Raw genomic sequence first — 20,187 nt, 5'->3', positions numbered from 1 at the left:
CTATTGGCCGTGAAATCAATTGAGCTTAAAGGGCTATGAATTAATACCCGTTCATAGCACAGCCCTTTTTATTCTGAAAAAACAGTTAAAGGAATAATTATGGAAAAGCATTACGTCGGTTCTGAAATTGGTCAATTGCGTAGCGTTATGCTGCATCGCCCGAATTTAAGTCTGAAACGCTTAACCCCGTCTAACTGCCAGGAGCTGTTATTCGATGACGTTTTATCGGTTGAGCGGGCGGGTGAAGAGCATGACATCTTCGCAAATACCCTGCGCGAACAGGGTGTGGAAGTCCTGCTGTTAACCGATTTGATTACCCAAACACTTGATATTGCTGAGGCTAAAGCCTGGCTATTAGAAACCCAAATCTCCGATTATCGCCTCGGGCCAACCTTCGCCAACGACGTCCGCGGCTGGCTGGCGGATATGCCGCATCGCGAACTGGCGCGCCGTCTGAGCGGCGGGTTAACCTACGGGGAAATTCCTGCCTTTATTAAAAATATGGTGGTCGATACCCATACGGCAAATGATTTTATTATGAAGCCGCTGCCGAACCACTTATTTACTCGCGATACTTCATGCTGGATTTATAACGGAGTGTCGATTAACCCGATGGCAAAACCGGCGCGTCAGCGTGAAACCAATAACCTGCGGGCAATATATCGCTGGCACCCGGCCTTTGCCGACGGCGATTTTATTAAATACTTCGGCGACGAGAATATTAATTACGACCACGCCACTCTGGAAGGCGGCGACGTATTAGTGATTGGTCGCGGCGCAGTATTAATTGGCATGTCCGAACGCACCACCCCGCAGGGCGTGGAATTCCTCGCGCAAAGCCTGTTCCAGCATCGCCAGGCCGAACGGGTCATCGCCGTCGAACTGCCGAAACACCGCTCCTGTATGCACCTCGACACGGTCATGACCCACATCGACGTCGACACCTTCTCCGTCTACCCGGAAGTGGTGCGCAAAGACGCCCAGTGCTGGACGCTCACCCCGGACGGACGCGGCGGCCTGCTGCGCACCCAGGAAACGGATCTGCTCCACGCCATCGAAAAAGCCTTAGGCATTAACCAGGTACGCCTGATCACCACCGGCGGCGATGCCTTCGAAGCCGAGCGCGAGCAGTGGAACGACGCCAACAACGTGCTGACCATCCGCCCCGGCGTGGTGATCGGCTACGAGCGCAACATCTGGACCAACGAGAAATACGACAAAGCCGGGATCACCGTGCTGCCGATTCCGGGGGATGAACTCGGACGCGGTCGCGGCGGCGCGCGCTGCATGAGCTGCCCGCTGGAACGAGACGGAATTTAAAGGAGCCATCATGGAAAGAAAACCCACTCTGGTCGTGGCACTGGGCGGCAATGCGCTGCTCAAACGCGGCGAGCCGCTGGAAGCGGATATTCAGCGTCAGAACATCGAGCTGGCCGCCCGCACGATCGCCGGACTCACCGCTCAGTGGCGCGTGGTGCTGGTTCACGGTAACGGCCCGCAGGTCGGGCTACTGGCGCTGCAGAACAGCGCCTACGACAAGGTCACACCCTACCCACTCGACATCCTCGGCGCCGAAAGCCAGGGAATGATCGGCTACATGCTCCAGCAAGCGCTGAAAAACAACCTGCCGCAGCGCGAAGTGAGCGTGCTGCTGACTCAGGTCGAAGTCGACGCCGCCGACCCGGCGTTTCGCAACCCGACCAAATACATCGGCCCGGTGTACAGCGAAGAGCAGGCGAAAACCCTGCAGGCGGAAAAAGGCTGGGTGTTTAAGGCCGACGGGAGCTACTTCCGCCGCGTGGTGCCCTCCCCGCAGCCGAAACGCATCGTCGAGAGCGACGCTATCACCGCCCTTATCGCCCGCGATCACCTGGTGATTTGCAACGGCGGCGGCGGTGTTCCGGTGGTGGAAAACGCCAACGGCTACCACGGCATTGAAGCGGTGATCGACAAAGATCTCTCCGCCGCCCTGCTGGCCCGTCAGATAGAAGCCGATGCGCTGCTGATCCTCACGGACGCTGACGCGGTGTACCTCGACTGGGGCACGCCGACCCAGCGCCCGCTGGCGCAGGTCTCGCCGGATGTCCTCAAAACCATGCAGTTCGACGCCGGATCGATGGGGCCGAAAGTGAGCGCCTGCCGTGAATTTGTCGAGGCGTGCAACGGCATCGCCGGGATCGGCGCGCTGGCCGATGGCGCCGCGATTCTGGCGGGGGATAAAGGGACGTTGATTCGCAATTGATTCGTATTTTCCCCTCACCCTAACCCTCTCCCAAGGGGAGAGGGAACTCATACTCCCTCTCCCCTTGGGAGAGGGCCGGGGTGAGGGCACCAGACAACTCAAATTTAAAAAGGATCACCACATGACCATCAACCTGAAAAACCGCAACTTCCTCAAACTGCTGGACTACACCCCGGCAGAAATCCAGTACCTGATCGATCTCGCCATCGACCTCAAAGCCGCCAAAAAAGCCGGGCGTGAAAAACAGACGTTAGTCGGCAAAAACATCGCCCTGATCTTCGAAAAAACCTCCACCCGCACGCGCTGCGCCTTTGAAGTGGGCGCGTTCGACCAGGGCGCGCAGGTCACCTACCTCGGCCCAAGCGGATCGCAGATTGGCCATAAAGAGTCGATGAAAGACACCGCCCGCGTGCTGGGCCGCATGTATGACGGCATCGAGTATCGCGGCTACGGCCAGGAAATCGTCGAAGAGCTCGGCGAGTTCGCGGGCGTGCCGGTGTGGAACGGCCTGACCAACGAATTCCACCCGACGCAAATCCTCGCCGATCTGATGACCATGCTCGAGCACGCGCCGGGCAAAACCCTGCCGGAGCTGAGCTTCGCCTATCTGGGCGATGCGCGGAACAACATGGGCAACTCCCTGATGGTCGGCGCGGCGAAGATGGGGATGGACATCCGCCTGGTCGCCCCGAAATCCTTCTGGCCGGAAGCCGGGCTGGTCGAGCAGTGCCGCGCCATCGCCAAAGAGACCGGGGCGCGCATCACCCTCACTGACGACGTGAACGAAGGCGTCCAGGGCACCGATTTCCTCTACACCGACGTCTGGGTGTCGATGGGCGAGCCGAAAGAGGCCTGGGCAGAGCGCGTGAGCCTGATGACGCCGTACCAGATCAACGCCCAGGTGATGAAAGCCACCGGCAATCCAAACGTGAAATTCATGCACTGCCTGCCGGCGTTCCACAACGAACACACCAAAGTGGGCCGCGAAATCGAGATGGCGTACGGCCTGAAAGGGCTGGAAGTGACGGAAGAGGTCTTCGAATCCCCGAACTCTATCGTCTTCGACGAAGCAGAGAACCGCATGCACACCATTAAAGCGGTCATGGTGGCGACACTCGGCGACTAATCACCGCCCGGCGCGGCCACAGGCTGCGCCGGGGCAAGGAGAACATCATGGGCAAGTTCAAATTTCCTTCCGCTTACACCATTCTCTTTTTCCTGATCGCCGTGGTCGCCGCCCTGAGCTGGATTGTTCCGGCCGGGCAGTACCAGATGGCGATGAACGCCACGCTCGGCAAAGAAGTGCCCATTGCCGGAACTTACGCGCACGTCGCCGCGCATCCGCAGGGGATCGTTTCGGTACTGATGGCCCCCATCGCCGGGCTGTACGATCCTGAATCGGGCCAGGCAGGCGCGATCGACGTCGCGCTGTTTATTCTGATCATCGGCGGGTTTCTCGGGATCGTCACCAAAACCGGGGCGATTGACGCCGGGATCGAGCGCGTCACCACCCGACTGCGGGGCCGCGAAGAGTGGATGATCCCGATCCTGATGGCGCTGTTCGCCGCGGGCGGGACGATTTACGGCATGGCGGAGGAGTCGCTGCCGTTCTACACGCTGCTCGTCCCGGTGATGCTCGCCGCCCGTTTTGATCCGGTGGTCGCGGCGTCTACCGTGCTGCTCGGCGCGGGGATCGGCACGCTCGGCTCCACCATAAACCCGTTCGCCACGGTGATCGCCGCCAACGCCGCCGGGATCCCGTTCACCAACGGAATCATGCTCCGCGTGGCGCTGCTGGCGATCGGCTGGGTGATCTGCGTGTGGTGGGTGATGCGCTACGCCCGCAAGGTGCGCCAGGATCCGACCCTGTCGATCGTCGCCGACAAAGAGGCTGAAAACCGCGCGCATTTCCTCGGCGATAAAGGCGAGCAGTCGCTGGAATTTACCCCGGTGCGCAAAGTGATCCTGGTGATTTTCGCTCTCGCCTTCGCGGTAATGATCTACGGCGTGGCGGTGCTCGGCTGGTGGATGGCGGAGATTTCTGCGGTGTTCCTCGCCAGCGCGATCATCGTCGGCCTGATTGCCCGCATGAGCGAAGAGGAGCTGACCTCAACATTTATCAACGGGGCGCGGGATTTGCTGGGCGTCGCGCTGATTATTGGGATTGCGCGCGGTATCGTAGTCATCATGGATAAGGGCATGATTACGCACACGATTTTGCACAGTGCGGAAGATATGGTCACGGGATTGTCAACGGTGGCGTTTATTAACGTCATGTACTGGCTGGAAGTGGTGCTGTCGTTTCTGGTGCCTTCTTCCTCGGGCCTTGCCGTTCTGACGATGCCGATCATGGCACCGCTCGCCGATTTCGCTAACGTCAACCGCGACCTGGTCGTGACGGCGTACCAGTCAGCTTCCGGGATTGTCAATCTGGTCACTCCGACGTCCGCCGTGGTGATGGGTGGACTGGCGATCGCGCGCGTGCCGTACGTGCGTTATCTCAAGTGGGTCGCCCCGCTGCTGGGAATTTTGACGGTGCTGATTATGGCGACGTTAAGCCTGGGTGCGCTTATCTGATTTGCCGGATGGCGCTGCGCTTATCCGGCCTACGGTAATCTTTTTGCAGGCCCGGTAAGCGTAGCGCCACCGGGCATTTTTTGTTGGCAACAGAGATGGGAACCAGATGATGGAATATGGAGAATACTCCCCAAAAGAACAACTTCAGCTCGCGGTATGCCAGAGCCTGATTAGCGAGAACAGCTACCTTTCCCAGGAAGAGATCCGCCGAGACCTGCAGGAGCGCGGGTTTGACAGCATCAGCCAGTCGAGCGTCTCCCGTCTGCTGAAATTGCTGGGTGTCATAAAAATTCGAAATGCCAAAGGGCAAAAGATTTATTCGATGAATCCGCAGTTACGTCCCGCCCCGGACGCGGCCCGTTCGATCTCCGAAATGGTGGTCAGCGTGGAGCACAACAGCGAGTTTATCCTTATCCATACCGTCGCCGGATATGGCCGCGCCGTGGCGCGAATTCTGGATTATCACCAGTTACCGGAAATTTTAGGTGTGGTGGCCGGAAGCAGTATTGTCTGGGTCGCGCCCCGCGTGGTGAAGCGCACGGCGCTGGTGCACAAGCAAATTAATTATTTACTCAGAACGCATTAATATTCAAATAGAACCGTTTGCACTGAGTAAAGTGTGCATTAATCGCTTGATCAGAAAATCGAGCTGAGTATAATGCCCGACAATTTGCCGGGAGGAAGTCATGGTCAAGCGTGTACGACATACAGTCATACCGCGTCTGAAAACAGACGCTGGCCTGCCGTTTTTCTTCCCGTTGATAACCCTATTCCCAGAGCCCCTCATTTGAGGGGCTTTTTTTTGCCCGGCGTCAGGAGATAAACATGAATCCGCTTTATCAAAAACACATCATTTCCATCAATGACCTCAGCCGCGAAGAGCTGGAACTGGTTCTGGATACCGCGGCAAAACTGAAGGCCAACCCACAGCCCGAGCTGCTCAAGCACAAAGTGATCGCCAGCTGCTTCTTTGAAGCCTCCACCCGTACTCGTCTGTCGTTCGAGACCTCGATGCACCGCCTCGGCGCGAGCGTGGTCGGTTTCTCCGACGGCAGCAATACGTCGCTCGGCAAAAAAGGCGAGACGCTGGCGGACACCATCTCCGTCATCAGCACCTACGTGGACGCGATTGTGATGCGCCACCCGCAGGAAGGCGCGGCGCGTCTGGCGACCGAGTTCTCCGGCGGCATTCCGGTGCTGAACGCCGGGGACGGCGCGAACCAGCATCCGACGCAGACCCTGCTGGATCTGTTCACCATCCAGGAGACTCAGGGGCGTCTGGAAAACCTGCACATCGCGATGGTTGGGGACCTGAAATATGGCCGCACCGTCCACTCTCTGGCCCAGGCGCTGGCGAAATTTAACGGCAACCGTTTCTACTTTATCGCCCCGGCCGCGCTGGCGATGCCGCAGTACATTCTCGATATGCTCGACGAAAAAGGCATCCAGTGGAGCCAGCACGCCAGCATCGAAGAGGTGATGGGTGAAGTGGATATTCTGTACATGACCCGCGTGCAGAAGGAGCGTCTGGACCCGTCCGAGTACGCCAACGTCAAAGCCCAGTTCATCCTGCGCGCCAGTGACCTTGAAGGCGCGCGTACGAACATGAAAGTGCTGCACCCGCTGCCGCGCATCGACGAAATCGCCACCGACGTGGACAAGACGCCGCACGCCTGGTACTTCCAGCAGGCCGGGAACGGCATCTTCGCTCGCCAGGCGTTACTGGCACTGGTTCTGAATCGCGAATTCGCTCTGTAAGGGGAAATGACAATGACACATGATAATAAACTCCAGGTTGAAGCCATCAAACGTGGCACCGTGATTGACCATATCCCGGCGATGGTGGGCTTTAAGCTGTTGACGCTGTTCAAGCTGACCGAAACCGACCAGCGCATCACCATCGGCCTGAACCTGCCGTCCGGCGAGATGGGCCGCAAAGACCTGATCAAAATCGAGAACACCTTCCTGACCGACGAGCAGGTGAACCAGCTGTCCCTGTACGCCCCGGACGCGACGGTGAATCGCATCGACGATTACGAAGTGGTGGGCAAATCACGCCCGAACTTACCGGAACGCATTGAGCACGTACTGGTTTGCCCGAACAGCAACTGCATCAGTCATGCTGAGCCGGTTTCGTCCAGTTTTGCAGTGAAAAAACGGGCGAATGACATCGCACTCAAATGCAAATACTGCGAAAAAGAGTTTTCTCATTATGTGGTGCTGGCCAACTAATTGAGGTTGGTAATGGGATCCCGGACTCCGGTTACACGAAATCATTCGCGTCGCATCGAGGCGGCAAGTCCGAATATCCCCGGGAGCATAGGAAACTATGTGACCGGGGTATGAGGACGCAGCCAACGAAGAGGCGGCGTGAAGGATGATGTGTATAATGGCCGGGAACTTTTTAACGCTGTTATCCTGGAGAAAACATGAGCAAAGTACTTGCGACGGAAAATGCACCAGCGGCTATCGGTCCTTACGTTCAGGGCGTAGATCTCGGCAGCATGATTATCACTTCCGGTCAGATCCCGGTGAACCCGAAAACCGGCGAAGTGCCAGACGATGTGGCGGCGCAGGCGCGTCAGTCGCTGGAAAACGTGAAAGCAATCGTTGAATCCGCGGGCCTGAAAGTGGGCGATATCGTGAAAACGACTGTTTTCGTCAAAGATCTGAATGATTTTGCGACCGTTAACGCCACTTACGAAGCGTTCTTCAACGAGCACGAGGCGACCTTCCCGGCGCGTTCTTGCGTGGAAGTGGCGCGTCTGCCGAAAGATGTGAAGATTGAGATTGAGGCGATTGCGGTTCGTCGCTGATTGGGGCTGTTCTGTTTAGCCTTTGAGGTTGTTCCGTTCACCTTATGTTCGGCAGAATATAAATGCTTCATAACCTGTGAACGTGAAAAGGGGGCTGCGCGGCCCCCTTTTCAATCCCCGCGCCCCGTCAAGAAATCGGTGCTGCGCACTGCGCTCACCTCCCGGCCAGCTGCCCGCGGTCGGCTCGACTCGACATCCCTGTCTCGTTTCGCCTCTGGTCGCCATCCCTGGCGCCCAGACCTTGTCATCCGGCCTCCGGTTCGCCGATTTCAGCGGGGACCCACACCGGTGCCAAATGTAACGTTTCATTCCGGCTTTAATTTTCTCTGAAGAGCGTTCGCATTTCGCGAATTTACTCCATTTTGAAAGCACTGTTTTTTTATCCAGAAGAGTAGAATTGGGCTTACGCGATGAGGAGTTTAATCAGAGCGGGAAATTAAGAAGCGCGATGCAAAGGTGTTACAGCACCCTTACACCGCTAACCACAAAAAACTGACAAGGAGTTAATTATGGCTGCCAACGAGTTTATGCCAGATCCCACTATTGCCCAAACAGATCCTGAGAGATCAGAGGGTAATGATCATTTCCCCGAGGTGACTCGCAAAAAAGACGCCCGTCGTCTGCACGGCAAAGCCCTGAATGAGGCAACGGCTCATGCGAGAGCCGACACGCCCCAGTCCAGCGCCGCCTGCTGCGAACTTTATTCCCGTATGGGTCATCGCTTCCTTCCGCTCGCCGGAGAGTGGCTGCCAAAAGCCGGTTTTATCGACGGGATGCCGGTAAAAATCCGCGTCATGCCAGACTGCATCATCATCACCCCGCAAAACACCCGCGAGCTGTGGGGATGTCTGGAAGGAATGAGCGTGGCGGGAATCAATCAACAGCGCGTGGCTGAGTGGTTGAAGACATTTCCTGGGGCGCTGAATGATACGGGGAATATTCCAGCGAGCAGGCGGCAGTCGAAGGATTGGGTTCGTCCCGCTTAATCTCCTGCCCGTTGCCTGAATATGGCACCGGTGTTGGTCCCCGCAGAAATCGGCGAACCGGAGGCCGGATGACAAGGTCTGGGCGCCAGGGATGGCGACCAGAGGCGAAACGAGACAGGATGTCGAGTCGAGCCGGCCGCAGGCAGCAGGCCGGGAGGTGAGCGCAGTGCGAAGCACCGATTTCATGGCGGGGCGCGGGGATTGACAAGGGGGCCGCGCAGCCCCCTTGTCACGTTCACAGGTAAAAGAGTGATTATATTCTGCTGATCATGAGGTGAACGGAACCACCTCCCATGCCCAACGAATCCCGAAAAAACCTACTGATTCCGCACCGCCCTAAGCAACTTATCCAGCGAATAAACCGCCGCAATCCCCCCTCATCATAATGTTTTGCGGCCCAGGCTGACGGTTTTCTTGCAACGTTTCATTCGCCAGCCTTTTCCTCTGAAGCAGCTACACATTTTCCCAAACTCAACTCATTTCCAACGTCCTGTTTTTTATCCCGAAGAGTATGGTTTACCCACAAAGTTTATAATGCTTTAGATGGGGAAAATGAGTGCGCATTGAAGAAGAAGTTTTTCTTGAAGATTACGGCCTGAGGAGGAAAAGGTTCGTCTATGATCGTCGGGTTCACCACAGCTACGTGTTTGTTGCCGGTAACGAAACCTACACGGTCATCATTGGAAGTCTGGTTGAGGAAATGACCTTTAGTCGGATCGGATACGAAATGCCAGCAGGCGTGCCATTCCCGGTTAACGGCATGGCAGAAGTGTATTTTGACGTCTTTGACGGTATGGGTAATTTGGCCGATTTTCGCCATGTCAGATTTGAGGGCTTAGGCAGCGCTGTCGTGTTGCAATCGGTCTCACTGGCTTTGATTGCACACAATGAGATATTTCATATTGGTGGCTTCGTTTTTCAGGCAGCCTCAGGCGGAGTGGTCGATATGGGTCGCCGTATCACGCTTGAAGAGATCTATGACTACATGCTTGGGTTAAAAAATGAGCCGCGTTATAATAAAAAGACAGGGTTGCTTAAGAAAGCCCCGCGACCACTGATATCAGAAGATTTACAGGCGTACAAAACAGTTACAGAGGGGAGAGCAAACTATGTCGTCTTACACTAAGCAAGAACGCTGCGCACTTCTCGCCTCCAGGAATGGTGGGAAGACGGTATTTCAGGCCTTAGCGTCTGCTGAGTTGAACGCGCATTCTGCCAACCCTGAAGCACAACTGCATGACCTCAAAGCCAGCCTGGCGAAGGGCAAAAAGCACTCTTCTGCCACTTTATTACGCAGAAAACTCGAAGGTCATCTTGGGCGTGAGTGGCGAGAAATCTAACTGAATTATGCAAAAAAGGCCTGAAAATCAGGCCTTTTTGATTTTATAACACACCTATCCTACTGATTCCGCGTCGCCCTAAGCAACTTCTCCAGCGGATAAACCGCCGCAATCACCACCTCATCCTGAATCTTCGCCGCGTTATCCAGCTCGCTCTGAATCGAGGCGATCTCCTTATCATCCAGCGTCCCCTGACGCGCCACCAGATCCGTCAGACGCAGGCCGATCGACGCCAGTTTGTCCACTTCCTGAATCACCGGTTTGATGGCCTTCAGCTGATAGTTGCTCTCACTCAGCGCCAGCGCGTCGCTGGTGTTGTTCTGCCAGCGGGTGAAGACATGGCGCAGCGCTTCCGCGCTTTCCGTATCTTCCGCGTCGCTTACCAACCGCTCGACCCACTTATCCATTTGACGGACCGTGGCGCTCTCGGCGGTCAGTGCGTCGGCGTAGCGGTTTAGCGGCTCAAACTGATGATAATTCCCGGCCTGGAATTTCAGGTGCTGACGGGTGTAATACTGCGCAGGCTCCACGGCCTGAGCGAGGATCTGCAGTGGCACCGTGTCGGCGTTATTCGCCAGACGGGTGAACTGCGCCTGCTGCTGGCTGTGCTGTTGCAGCCCGACCGACACCGTCGTCCAGCTGTCCATCGCCTGCAAACGGGTGTACATGTTGTCGATATCCTTCACGTCCTGCGCCGACCACAGGCGCTCCGCCACCGCAAACGCGCGCGGCCAGAGTTTGATATCCAGAACCGGGGCAATCACGTTTTCTGCCCACAGCGCCGCTTCGCCGCCGAGCAGGTTGGCCTGCTGATCGGCATCTGGCACCGTCGGCTGAATGCCTTCCGGCACCTCATTGAGACGCGCGCCGGAGATCGGGTAGCGGGCGTTGCCGACCAGGAAATAGCCGGTGAGTTTGTCGTCCGACACATTCACCACCGGGCGCGTTTCACCCATCCAGGTGTCGACGGTGAAGCTCACCTGGTTGTCGTCGCGCCATTCGATGTTGTCCACCGCGCGGCGGGATTTGCCGCTGAAATCGATGAATCCGCGCCAGCCGGAAACCCCTTTCACCAGGGTAAAGCTGCCCTCGACCGGTTTGCCTTTCAGGCGCGGCATGGAGAAAGTCCAGCTCTGGGCGCTGTCGGAATCGGCGATGATATCCATGCCGTTTAAGCCCTGCGGCACAATCTCATTACGATAGTGATAGGCCGTGGACTGCGGCTGATCGAGGTAAAAACCGGTGGAGAGAATGCCTTTATAGCCGTGTTTCGCCACCTCGCCGAGGGCGTCCTGCCCCTGCCAGGACTGGATCAGAATGCTTTTCGGCAGGTCCGGATGATAGATCTCGTCCCAGCCGACCATCTGCCGATGATGTTTCTCAAGAAGGGTTTCCAGTTTGCGGTTGAAATACGCCTGCAGCGCGTGGCTGTCGGCGAGTTTGTTGTCGCGCATAAACTGCTGAATGGCGGTGTTGTTTTTCCACTGGGTATCGTCGACTTCATCGCCGCCGATGTGCAGGTACGGATCGGGGAAGATCGCCGCCAGTTCGCTGACCATCGCGTCGGCAAAGGTGTAGGTCGCGTCTTTGGTAGGGTCAAGAACTGGTTTTAACACGCCCCAGTGGCGCTCCATCTCATAGGGTCCCGGCGCGCTCATCAGCTCCGGATAGGCCACGGCAATCGCCGACGCATGACCCGGCATGTCGATCTCCGGCACCACGCGAATACCACGCGCGGTGGCGTAGCGCACCACGTCGCGCATCTGCTCTGGCGTGTAGAACAGCCCGTCGCTGGCGAGCTGGGTCAGTTTAGGGTAGCGCTTCGAGGTAAACCGCCAGCCCTGATCGTCCGTCAGATGCCAGTGCAGGACGTTCAGCTTCGCCGCCGCCATGCCGTCGATCTGACGTTTGATGTCCTCCAGCGGGACGAAGTGGCGCGCCGAATCGAGCAGCAGACCGCGCCACGGGAAGCGCGGGGAGTCGTCAATCGACACCCATGGAATCGAGGTGTTTTCGGCACCGTTTTGAATCAGCTGGAGCAGGGTTTCCATCCCGCGCAGCGCGCCGAAGCGCGTATTGGCGGTGAGGTTCACGCCGTTCGCATCCACGGTGAGTTTGTAGCTTTCATCGCTGTCCGGCAGCGGCTGCGGCTTCACTTTTTTGGCGATAGAAATCGTAATAGTCGGCTTTTCGGGTCTGTCGGCCTGAGGCTGGAGCGTCCAGCCGGTTTGCAGCGCAATGCGCTGGCGCAGACGGTTCGCGGCATCGCCCAGATCGTCCCCGCTGATGCTGACGGAGAGGTTATCGCTGAGGATCAGTGCGCCCTGTTTCGCAGGACGTTCAACGTGTGCGGGCCAGGGCATTAACGGCAGATCGCCTGCCGGAGCGGCCAGCGCAGAGGTGCCGAGCAACAGCCCGGCGGTGATGAGGCTAAGACGTAACATAATGTTCCTTATCAGAATTTGACGGGCCAAAAACAGACAAAACATTTTGTTAACATGCGTATAAATTGTCGTCAAGCACAGCGCATGACGGGGATCACAGGTTGGGGAATTTGGGAGGAAGGCTATTTTGCCGGGTGGCGGCTCAGTGTTGTGCGGCCTGATGCCCTCACCCCGGCCCTCTCCCACGGGGAGAGGGAGTCAAAGTCCCCTCTCCCTTTGGGAGAGGGTTAGGGTGAGGGGAAAAACCTTACTGCCAACCATACCGACGGCTATAGAACCCTTTCACCATCTGGGTCAGGACCATGTAGCCCGCCAGAATTGCCACCAGCCATGGGAAGTAGCTCAGCGGCAGCGCCTGCAGGCTGAGGTAGCTCGCCAGCGGTGAGAACGGCAGCGCGATGCCCAGCACCATCACCACGCCGGTCATGATGATCAGCGGCCACGCGGCGCGGCTCTGGATGAACGGAATACGGCGCGTACGAATCATATGCACAATCAGCGTCTGCGACAGCAGGCCGACCACGAACCAGCCGGACTGGAACAGGGTCTGGTGTTCCGGCGTGTTGGCGTGGAACACAAACCACATCAGGCAGAAGGTCAGAATGTCGAAGATCGAGCTGATCGGGCCAAAGAACAGCATGAAACGACCGAGATCGGACGGGTTCCAGCGCTGCGGTTTTTGAATCTGTTCGTCATCAACGTTATCAAACGGGATCGCCACCTGGGAGACGTCATACATCAGGTTCTGAATCAGCAGGTGCAGCGGCAGCATCGGCAGGAACGGCAGGAAGGCGCTCGCCACCAGCACGCTGAAGACGTTACCGAAGTTAGAGCTGGCGGTCATTTTGATGTATTTCAGCATGTTGGCGAAGGTGCGACGCCCTTCGATCACGCCCTCTTCCAGCACCATCAGGCTCTTTTCCAGCAGGATGATATCGGCCGCTTCACGCGCAATATCGACCGCACCGTCAACGGAAATCCCGATATCTGCCGCGCGCAGCGCCGGGGCATCGTTGATGCCGTCGCCCATAAAGCCGACCACGTGCCCTTCGCGGCGCAACAGGGTCACGATGCGCTCTTTATGCATCGGCGTCAGGCGCACAAACAAGGTGGTGGTTTTGGCAAGCGCAGCCAGTTCGTCGTCGGAGAGCGTTTCGATGTCGCTGCCCGTCACCACCTCACCCGCATCCAGCCCCACTTCATGGCACACTTTCGCTGCCACCAGCTCACTGTCGCCGGTGAGGATTTTCACGGTGATGCCGGAGGCTTTCAGCGCTTTCAGCGCCGGTGCCGTGGTCTCTTTCGGTGGATCGAGGAAGGCAATGTACCCTTCGAGGATCAGATCCGACTCATCGACACGATGATAATCCCCTTCGCGGCCCGGCAGGAATTTGCTGGCGACTGCCACTACGCGCAGCCCCTGACGGTTCAGGTTATCGGTGACGCGTTTGATGCGGCGCAGCATGGTGTCGTCCAGCGGCACGATTTCACCGTTATGACGCACCTGGGTAGAGACATTGAGGACCTCCTGCAGCGCCCCTTTGCAGATCAGCTGATGCACATCCGCCTGCTCGCTCACCACCACCGACATGCGGCGACGCTCGAAGTCGAACGGGATCTCATCCACTTTTTGCCAGCGCGTTGAGAGCGTGCGCGCAGAATCCTCGTCCACCCCTTCCAGCACCGCGACGTCCAGCAGGTTTTTCAGCCCGGTCTGGTAGTGGCTGTTCAGCCACGCGGTTTGCAGCACGCGTTCGCTGACTTTGCCAGAGACATCCGTATGATTCTCCAGCACAATTTTATCCTGCGTCAGGGTGCCGGTTTTATCGGTGCAGAGAATATCCATCGCGCCAAAGTTCTGAATGGCGTCGAGGTGTTTCACAATCACTTTCTGTTTGGAGAGTTTTACCGCCCCGCGCGCCAGCGTGGAGGTGACAATCATCGGCAGCATTTCCGGCGTCAGGCCGACCGCTACGGAGAGGGCAAACAGCGCCGCTTCCCACCAGTCGCCTTTGGTGTAGCCGTTGATGAGCAATACGACAGGCGTCATCACCATCATGAAGCGGATCAGCAGCATGCTGACGCGACCGATGCCTTTCTGGAACGCATTCGGCTCGCTTTCCTGCTCGCTGACGCGCCCGGCCAGCTGTCCGAACCAGGTATTGCCGCCCGTGGCAATGACGATCGCCTGCGCGGTGCCGCTCACCACGGTGGTACCCATGAAGCACAGGGTATCGCTTTCGAGCGGGTTGGTTTGCTGCGGGTCGCGGCTGCGCGCCACTTTCTCAACCGGCAGTGATTCACCGGTCAGGGACGCCTGAGCAACGAACAGATCGCGGGCCTGCACCACGCGCAGGTCCGCCGGGATCATGTCTCCCGCCGCCAGCTTGATAATGTCGCCCACCACCAGCTGATCGATAGGCAGCTCGAGCCAGGCGCTTTCGCCCTTCTCATTGATGACGCGCTGGACGGTGGCGGTGTTGCTGACCATCGCTTTCAGGGCATCCGCCGCACGGGTGGAGCGCGCTTCCTGAATGAAGTTGAGCATCGTGGAGATCGCCACCATCAGCGCGATGACGCCTGCGGCAAACAGATCTTCAGTGGCGTAAGAGATGATCGCCAGCACGGTCAACAGCAGGTTGAACGGGTTGCGATAGCAGAGCCAGAGATGGACAAACCACGGAGCCGGTTTTTGCGCCGGGATTTGGTTGTCGCCGTGCTCGGCGCGTGTTTTTTCCACTTCCGCCGCGTTCAGCCCTTCCGGGTGACCGCCGAAGGCGCGCCAGACTTCGTTTTCGTCCATCGCGGCGGCTTTGAGGCAATGTTCCGTCAGCGTGGGCGGAATGGCGGCCCCGGCCAGATTTTTAGCGTTAGGTAGCGGATCGCGCTGAACGAGACGGCGCGGCAGGTGGCGGTGAAGCTGAGCAAGCAGCTGCTGGGTGATATTTTTCAGCATAAAAAGTCCCCCGCATCCGCAAAGGCGGACGCAGTGTTACCTTCAGGCGCAACAAGGCGGTACCTGAATGGCACTTAAATTTTTATAGCAGGAACATTGAGATGTCACTGCCTCACATCACCGGCGAGACAGTTAGAGGACGACTGGCTTACCGGAAAGTACTTAAACTCCATTGCTGGAGAGGTGTGGGATCGGGATCCATACGGCCTCCGGTAAGTAAAAAAAGGGTTAATCGCGGCGCAGTATCGTGTTTTAACCATACCTTTAGTAGCGATTCGGGCGGTATGATACGCCCGCAGATTTAAACCGTACATATACCAGACTTTGCTCATTGCGAATTAAATCGTAAGCAGTAGTCTCAATTGACGACTTGCCGCCGTTACAGGGAATAAAGGATGCAGAACCGCCTGACCATTAAAGACATCGCCCGTTTAAGCGGCGTGGGGAAATCCACCGTGTCGCGCGTACTGAACAACGAAAGTGGCGTCAGCGAACGCACGCGCGAACGCGTCGAGGCGGTCATGAATCAGCACGGTTTTTCCCCTTCCCGCTCCGCGCGCGCCATGCGCGGACAGAGCGACAAAGTAGTCGCCATCATTGTTTCGCGTCTCGATTCCCTGTCGGAAAACCTGGCGGTGCAAACCATGCTCCCCGCGTTTTACGAGCAGGGCTACGATCCGATCATGATGGAGAGCCAGTTCTCGCCATCGTTGGTGGAAGAGCATCTGGGGATGCTGCAACGACGCAATATCGACGGCGTAGTGCTGTTTGGTTTTACCGGCATTAAAGACGAAACGCTGAAACCCTGGCAGTCCTCATTGGTGCTGCTGGCCCGCGACGCCAGCGGATTTGCTTCGGTCTGTTACGACGACGAAGGGGCGATCCTCACCCTGATGCAGCGCCTGTACGAGCAGGGCCATCGCCACATCAGCTTCCTCGGCGTGCCGCACAGCGACGTCACCACCGGCAAGCGCCGCCACGAAGCCTATCTCGCATTTTGTAAGCAGCACGCGCTTCCGGCGGTTGCCTCCCTGCCCGGCCTGGCGATGAAACAGGGCTACGATCAGGTGGCGAGCGTGTTGACCCCGCAAACCACGGCGCTGATCTGCGCCACCGATACCCTCGCGCTGGGAGCCAGCAAGTATTTGCAGGAGCAGCGCATCGACAGCGTCCAGCTCGCGAGCGTGGGCAGCACGCCGCTGATGAAGTTCCTCCATCCGGAGATTGTCACCGTCGATCCGGGCTACGCCGAAGCGGGCCGTCAGGCGGCGATGCAGCTGATCGAGCAAATTAACGGGCGCAGCGAGCCACGCCAGATCGTCATTCCAGCCCACCTCTCTTAACCCTCGTAAAACGGATTATTGTGATCCTCGCCTGATTTCGGGAACGTTCCCATTTTCACCGTGTCGCTCAAAGAGTAGGCTTGCGTCCAGGTTATTACCCTCCACATCTGTCATGAGGCTTCATGATGAGCAAAGTTAAACAATCTGATATCGACCAGCTGATCGTGCTGGTTGGGGGCCGCGAAAACATCGCCACCGTCAGCCACTGTATTACCCGTCTGCGTTTTGTGCTGAACGATCCGGCCAAAGCCAATCCGAAGGCCATCGAGGAGCTGTCGATGGTCAAAGGCTGCTTCACCAACGCCGGGCAATTCCAGGTGGTGATTGGTACCGAAGTGGGCGATTACTATCAGGCTCTGCTGGCGACCACCGGGCATTCGACGGCGGATAAAGAGCAGGCCAAGAAAGCGGCGCGCCAGAATATGAAATGGCACGAGCAGCTGATCTCCCACTTCGCGGAGATCTTCTTCCCGCTGCTGCCGGCGCTGATCAGCGGAGGCTTGATTCTCGGCTTCCGCAACGTGATCGGCGATGTGCCGATGAGCGACGGCAAAACCCTGGCGCAGATGTATCCCGCGCTGCAAAGCATCTATGACTTCCTGTGGCTGATTGGCGAGGCGATCTTCTTCTATCTGCCGGTCGGGATTTGCTGGTCGGCGGTGCGCAAAATGGGCGGGACGCCGATCCTCGGTATCGTGCTCGGCGTGACGCTGGTCTCTCCGCAGTTAATGAACGCTTACTTACTTGGGCAGCAGGTACCGGAAGTGTGGAACTTCGGCCTGTTTACCATCGCCAAAGTGGGTTATCAGGCGCAGGTGATCCCCGCTCTGCTGGCCGGTCTGGCGCTGGGCTTTATTGAGACCCGCCTGAAACGCATCGTGCCGGATTACCTCTATCTGGTGGTCGTTCCGGTCTGTTCGTTGATTCTGGCGGTGTTCCTCGCCCACGCCTTTATCGGTCCGTTTGGCCGCATGATTGGCGACGGCGTGGCCTTCGCGGTGCGTCACCTGATGACCGGCAGCTTCGCCCCGATTGGCGCCGCGCTGTTTGGCTTCCTCTATGCGCCGCTGGTGATTACCGGCGTGCATCAGACCACACTCGCCATCGACATGCAGATGATTCAGAGCCTCGGCGGCACGCCGGTCTGGCCGATTATCGCCCTGTCGAACATTGCGCAGGCGTCTGCTGTCACCGGCATTATCCTGGTCAGCCGCAAACACAACGAGCGTGAAATCTCGGTTCCGGCCGCCATCTCCGCCTATCTCGGCGTGACCGAACCGGCGATGTACGGCATCAACCTGAAGTACCGCTTCCCGATGCTCTGCGCGATGATCGGCTCCGGCCTCGCGGGGCTGCTGTGTGGGCTCAACGGCGTGATGGCGAACGGCATCGGCGTGGGTGGCCTGCCGGGCATCCTCTCCATTCAGCCGACCTACTGGCAGGTCTTTGCTCTGGCGATGGCGGTGGCGATTATCGTCCCGATGGCGCTGACCACTGTTATCTATCAGCGCAAGTTCCGTCAGGGCACGCTGCAGATTGTTTAACTTCTTCTTTCGGGGCGCAGTTGCGCCCCTTCGCATTTGCAGGAACGCATTATGAATACCCTTCCGCACTGGTGGCAAAACGGCGTCATCTATCAGATTTACCCAAAGAGTTTTCAGGACACCACCGGGCGTGGCACCGGTGATTTACGCGGTGTGACCCAGCGTCTGGACTACCTGAAAACCCTCGGCGTGGACGCCATCTGGCTGACGCCGTTCTATATCTCCCCGCAGGTGGACAATGGTTACGACGTGGCGAACTACACCGCTATCGATCCGGCCTACGGTACCCTGGATGATTTTGACGAGCTGGTGGCCCAGGCCCACGCGCGCGGCATCCGTCTGGTGCTCGACATGGTGCTCAACCACACCTCCACGCAGCACGCGTGGTTCCGCGAGTCCCTGAATAAAGAAAGCCCGTACCGTGAGTTCTACATCTGGCGCGACGGCACGCCGGACCAGCTTCCGAACAACTGGCGCTCCAAGTTTGGCGGCAACGCGTGGCGCTGGCACGCCGAGAGCGAGCAGTATTATCTGCACCTCTTCGCCCCGGAGCAGGCGGATCTGAACTGGGAAAACCCGGAGGTGCGCAGCGAGCTGAAAAAAGTGTGCGAATTCTGGGCCGACCGCGGCGTGGACGGCCTGCGTCTCGACGTGATTAACCTGATCTCCAAGGACCAGGATTTCCCGAACGATGCGCTGGGCGATGGCCGCCGTTTCTACACCGACGGCCCGCGCGCCCATGAATATCTTCAGGAGATGAGCCGGGACGTCTTCACCCCGCGCAACCTGATGACCGTGGGCGAGATGTCCTCCACGTCGCTGGAAAATTGCCAGCAGTACGCCGCCCTCGACGGGCGCGAGCTGTCGATGACCTTTAACTTCCATCATCTGAAAGTCGATTATCCGAACGGCGAAAAGTGGACGCTGGCAAAACCCGATTACGTGGCGCTGAAAACGCTGTTCAGCCACTGGCAGCAGGGAATGCATGGCGTTGCCTGGAACGCTCTGTTCTGGTGTAACCACGATCAGCCGCGCATCGTTTCGCGCTTTGGCGACGAGGGCGAGTATCGAAGCGCATCCGCCAAAATGCTGGCGATGGTGCTGCACGGCATGCAGGGCACGCCGTACATTTATCAGGGCGAAGAGATCGGCATGACTAACCCGCACTTCGCGCGCATCACCGATTATCGCGATGTGGAAAGCCATAACATGTTCGCCGAACTGCGGGCAACAGGCCGCGATGCGGACGAACTTCTGGCGATTCTGGCGAGTAAATCCCGCGACAACGGCCGCACGCCGATGCAGTGGGATGCCACGCCGAACGGCGGATTTACCACCGGTGAGCCGTGGATCGATCTGTGCGATAACGTCGAAACCATCAACGTGGACGCGGCGCTCAACGATCCCGATTCGGTGTTTTATACCTATCAGTCGCTGATCGCCCTGCGTAAATCACTCCCGCTACTGACCTGGGGCGACTATCAGGATCTGCTCCCGATGCACCCTTCCCTGTGGTGCTACCGCCGCCAGTGGCAAGGGCAGACGTTGATGGTGGTGGCTAACCTGAGTCGCGAATGCCAGGAATGGCGGCCGGATGCCGTGAGCGGAGACTGGCGCGTGGCCATCAGTAACTACGCCGAAGTGGCCGCGAAACCGACCGCGATGACGCTGCGGCCGTTTGAGGCGGTGTGGTGGGTACAGGAGTAATGCTTCCTGCCGGGTGGCGCTTCGCTTACCCGGCCTACAAACCCACAATATTTATGGTGTTGTAGGCCCGCGCAAACGAAGTGCCGCCGGGCAAAGGTGTCTGGCTGCGCTACGTTTTCCCGACAATACCTTACTGTTTTTGTTGAATAATTAATCAGATTTTTCCTTCCCTTATTTACAATCGCTGTAGTGCCCGCCGTTTGTACTCTCGTCTTTTTACTTTGTTCTGAAT

Annotated in this window: 18 protein-coding genes; 15 read left to right on the top strand and 3 right to left on the bottom strand. The window is 57.9% G+C overall.

The genetic code is table 11. The annotated features are described in order from the left end of the window. Positions 1 to 99: 99 nt before the first annotated feature. The 12 genes from arcA (at position 100) to QQF33_RS08150 (ending at position 9,961) form a co-directional block, all read left to right on the top strand. A complete protein-coding gene (gene arcA, locus QQF33_RS08210; protein WP_282493386.1) occupies positions 100 to 1,320 on the top strand; it encodes an arginine deiminase in 1,221 nt (406 codons plus the stop codon). Between the two features lie 10 nt (positions 1,321 to 1,330). Next, entirely contained in the window at positions 1,331 to 2,242 is a 912-nt protein-coding gene (arcC, locus tag QQF33_RS08205; protein WP_285150377.1) for a carbamate kinase, read from the top strand. A gap of 121 nt (positions 2,243 to 2,363) precedes the next feature. After that, the gene (gene argF / locus QQF33_RS08200; RefSeq protein WP_282493384.1) at positions 2,364 to 3,368 is read left to right on the top strand and encodes an ornithine carbamoyltransferase; all 1,005 of its coding nucleotides are present in this window, start codon (positions 2,364 to 2,366) and stop codon (positions 3,366 to 3,368) included. A 47-nt stretch (positions 3,369 to 3,415) separates the two neighbouring features. Then, the gene (locus QQF33_RS08195) at positions 3,416 to 4,819 is read left to right on the top strand and encodes a YfcC family protein (protein ID WP_285157666.1); all 1,404 of its coding nucleotides are present in this window, start codon (positions 3,416 to 3,418) and stop codon (positions 4,817 to 4,819) included. 106 nt (positions 4,820 to 4,925) lie between these two features. Beyond that, on the top strand, positions 4,926 to 5,405 hold the full coding sequence (locus QQF33_RS08190; protein ID WP_095280563.1) for an arginine repressor: 480 nt from the start codon (positions 4,926 to 4,928) through the stop codon (positions 5,403 to 5,405). A gap of 100 nt (positions 5,406 to 5,505) precedes the next feature. Further along, on the top strand, positions 5,506 to 5,610 hold the full coding sequence (locus QQF33_RS08180; RefSeq protein WP_095280562.1) for a pyrBI operon leader peptide: 105 nt from the start codon (positions 5,506 to 5,508) through the stop codon (positions 5,608 to 5,610). A gap of 34 nt (positions 5,611 to 5,644) precedes the next feature. Then, entirely contained in the window at positions 5,645 to 6,577 is a 933-nt protein-coding gene (gene pyrB, locus QQF33_RS08175) for an aspartate carbamoyltransferase (protein WP_095280561.1), read from the top strand. A 12-nt stretch (positions 6,578 to 6,589) separates the two neighbouring features. Continuing rightward, positions 6,590 to 7,051: an aspartate carbamoyltransferase regulatory subunit gene (pyrI, locus tag QQF33_RS08170; RefSeq protein WP_095280560.1), complete on the top strand. Its 462-nt coding sequence runs from the start codon at positions 6,590 to 6,592 to the stop codon at positions 7,049 to 7,051. A 197-nt stretch (positions 7,052 to 7,248) separates the two neighbouring features. After that, a complete protein-coding gene (gene ridA / locus QQF33_RS08165) occupies positions 7,249 to 7,635 on the top strand; it encodes a 2-iminobutanoate/2-iminopropanoate deaminase (protein WP_202674092.1) in 387 nt (128 codons plus the stop codon). A gap of 509 nt (positions 7,636 to 8,144) precedes the next feature. Further along, the gene (locus tag QQF33_RS08160) at positions 8,145 to 8,621 is read left to right on the top strand and encodes a SymE family type I addiction module toxin (RefSeq protein ID WP_285157665.1); all 477 of its coding nucleotides are present in this window, start codon (positions 8,145 to 8,147) and stop codon (positions 8,619 to 8,621) included. 556 nt (positions 8,622 to 9,177) lie between these two features. Beyond that, positions 9,178 to 9,747, top strand: coding sequence for a hypothetical protein (locus QQF33_RS08155; RefSeq protein WP_285150374.1), 570 nt, complete (start codon positions 9,178 to 9,180; stop codon positions 9,745 to 9,747). Beyond that, positions 9,731 to 9,961, top strand: coding sequence for a hypothetical protein (locus QQF33_RS08150; protein WP_285150373.1), 231 nt, complete (start codon positions 9,731 to 9,733; stop codon positions 9,959 to 9,961). Before QQF33_RS08155 ends, QQF33_RS08150 begins: the two co-directional genes overlap by 17 nt. A gap of 59 nt (positions 9,962 to 10,020) precedes the next feature. Here the strand turns inward: QQF33_RS08150 and QQF33_RS08145 are convergent, their stop codons facing one another. The 3 genes from QQF33_RS08145 to mgtL all read right to left on the bottom strand — a co-directional run bounded on the left by QQF33_RS08145 (position 10,021) and on the right by mgtL (position 15,563). Further along, positions 10,021 to 12,405 (bottom strand): beta-N-acetylhexosaminidase, encoded by a 2,385-nt coding sequence (locus QQF33_RS08145; protein WP_285150372.1) that lies wholly within the window; start codon positions 12,403 to 12,405, stop codon positions 10,021 to 10,023. 247 nt (positions 12,406 to 12,652) lie between these two features. Beyond that, positions 12,653 to 15,361 (bottom strand): magnesium-translocating P-type ATPase, encoded by a 2,709-nt coding sequence (mgtA, locus tag QQF33_RS08140; protein ID WP_285157664.1) that lies wholly within the window; start codon positions 15,359 to 15,361, stop codon positions 12,653 to 12,655. 148 nt (positions 15,362 to 15,509) lie between these two features. Further along, complete coding sequence (mgtL, locus tag QQF33_RS25755; RefSeq protein ID WP_350315582.1) at positions 15,510 to 15,563, bottom strand: mgtA regulatory leader peptide MgtL; 54 nt, start codon at positions 15,561 to 15,563, stop codon at positions 15,510 to 15,512. A 193-nt stretch (positions 15,564 to 15,756) separates the two neighbouring features. Here mgtL and treR point away from each other — a divergent pair, with 193 nt between their 5' ends. From treR to treC, 3 genes are all read left to right on the top strand, one after another. After that, complete coding sequence (gene treR / locus QQF33_RS08135; RefSeq protein WP_285145764.1) at positions 15,757 to 16,704, top strand: trehalose operon repressor TreR; 948 nt, start codon at positions 15,757 to 15,759, stop codon at positions 16,702 to 16,704. Between the two features lie 125 nt (positions 16,705 to 16,829). Continuing rightward, positions 16,830 to 18,248 carry a PTS trehalose transporter subunit IIBC gene (gene treB, locus QQF33_RS08130; RefSeq protein ID WP_282493479.1) on the top strand — a complete coding sequence of 473 codons (1,419 nt, stop codon included), beginning with the start codon at positions 16,830 to 16,832 and terminating at the stop codon, positions 18,246 to 18,248. Positions 18,249 to 18,299: 51 nt separating this feature from the next. Further along, a complete protein-coding gene (treC, locus tag QQF33_RS08125) occupies positions 18,300 to 19,955 on the top strand; it encodes an alpha,alpha-phosphotrehalase (protein ID WP_285150370.1) in 1,656 nt (551 codons plus the stop codon). Positions 19,956 to 20,187 lie beyond the last annotated feature (232 nt).

Source organism: Lelliottia wanjuensis, assembly GCF_030238365.1.
Lineage (GTDB): Bacteria > Pseudomonadota > Gammaproteobacteria > Enterobacterales > Enterobacteriaceae > Enterobacter > Enterobacter wanjuensis.
Note: the sequence above shows the minus strand (reverse complement) of the source record. Positions and strands in the feature narration are given on the sequence as shown.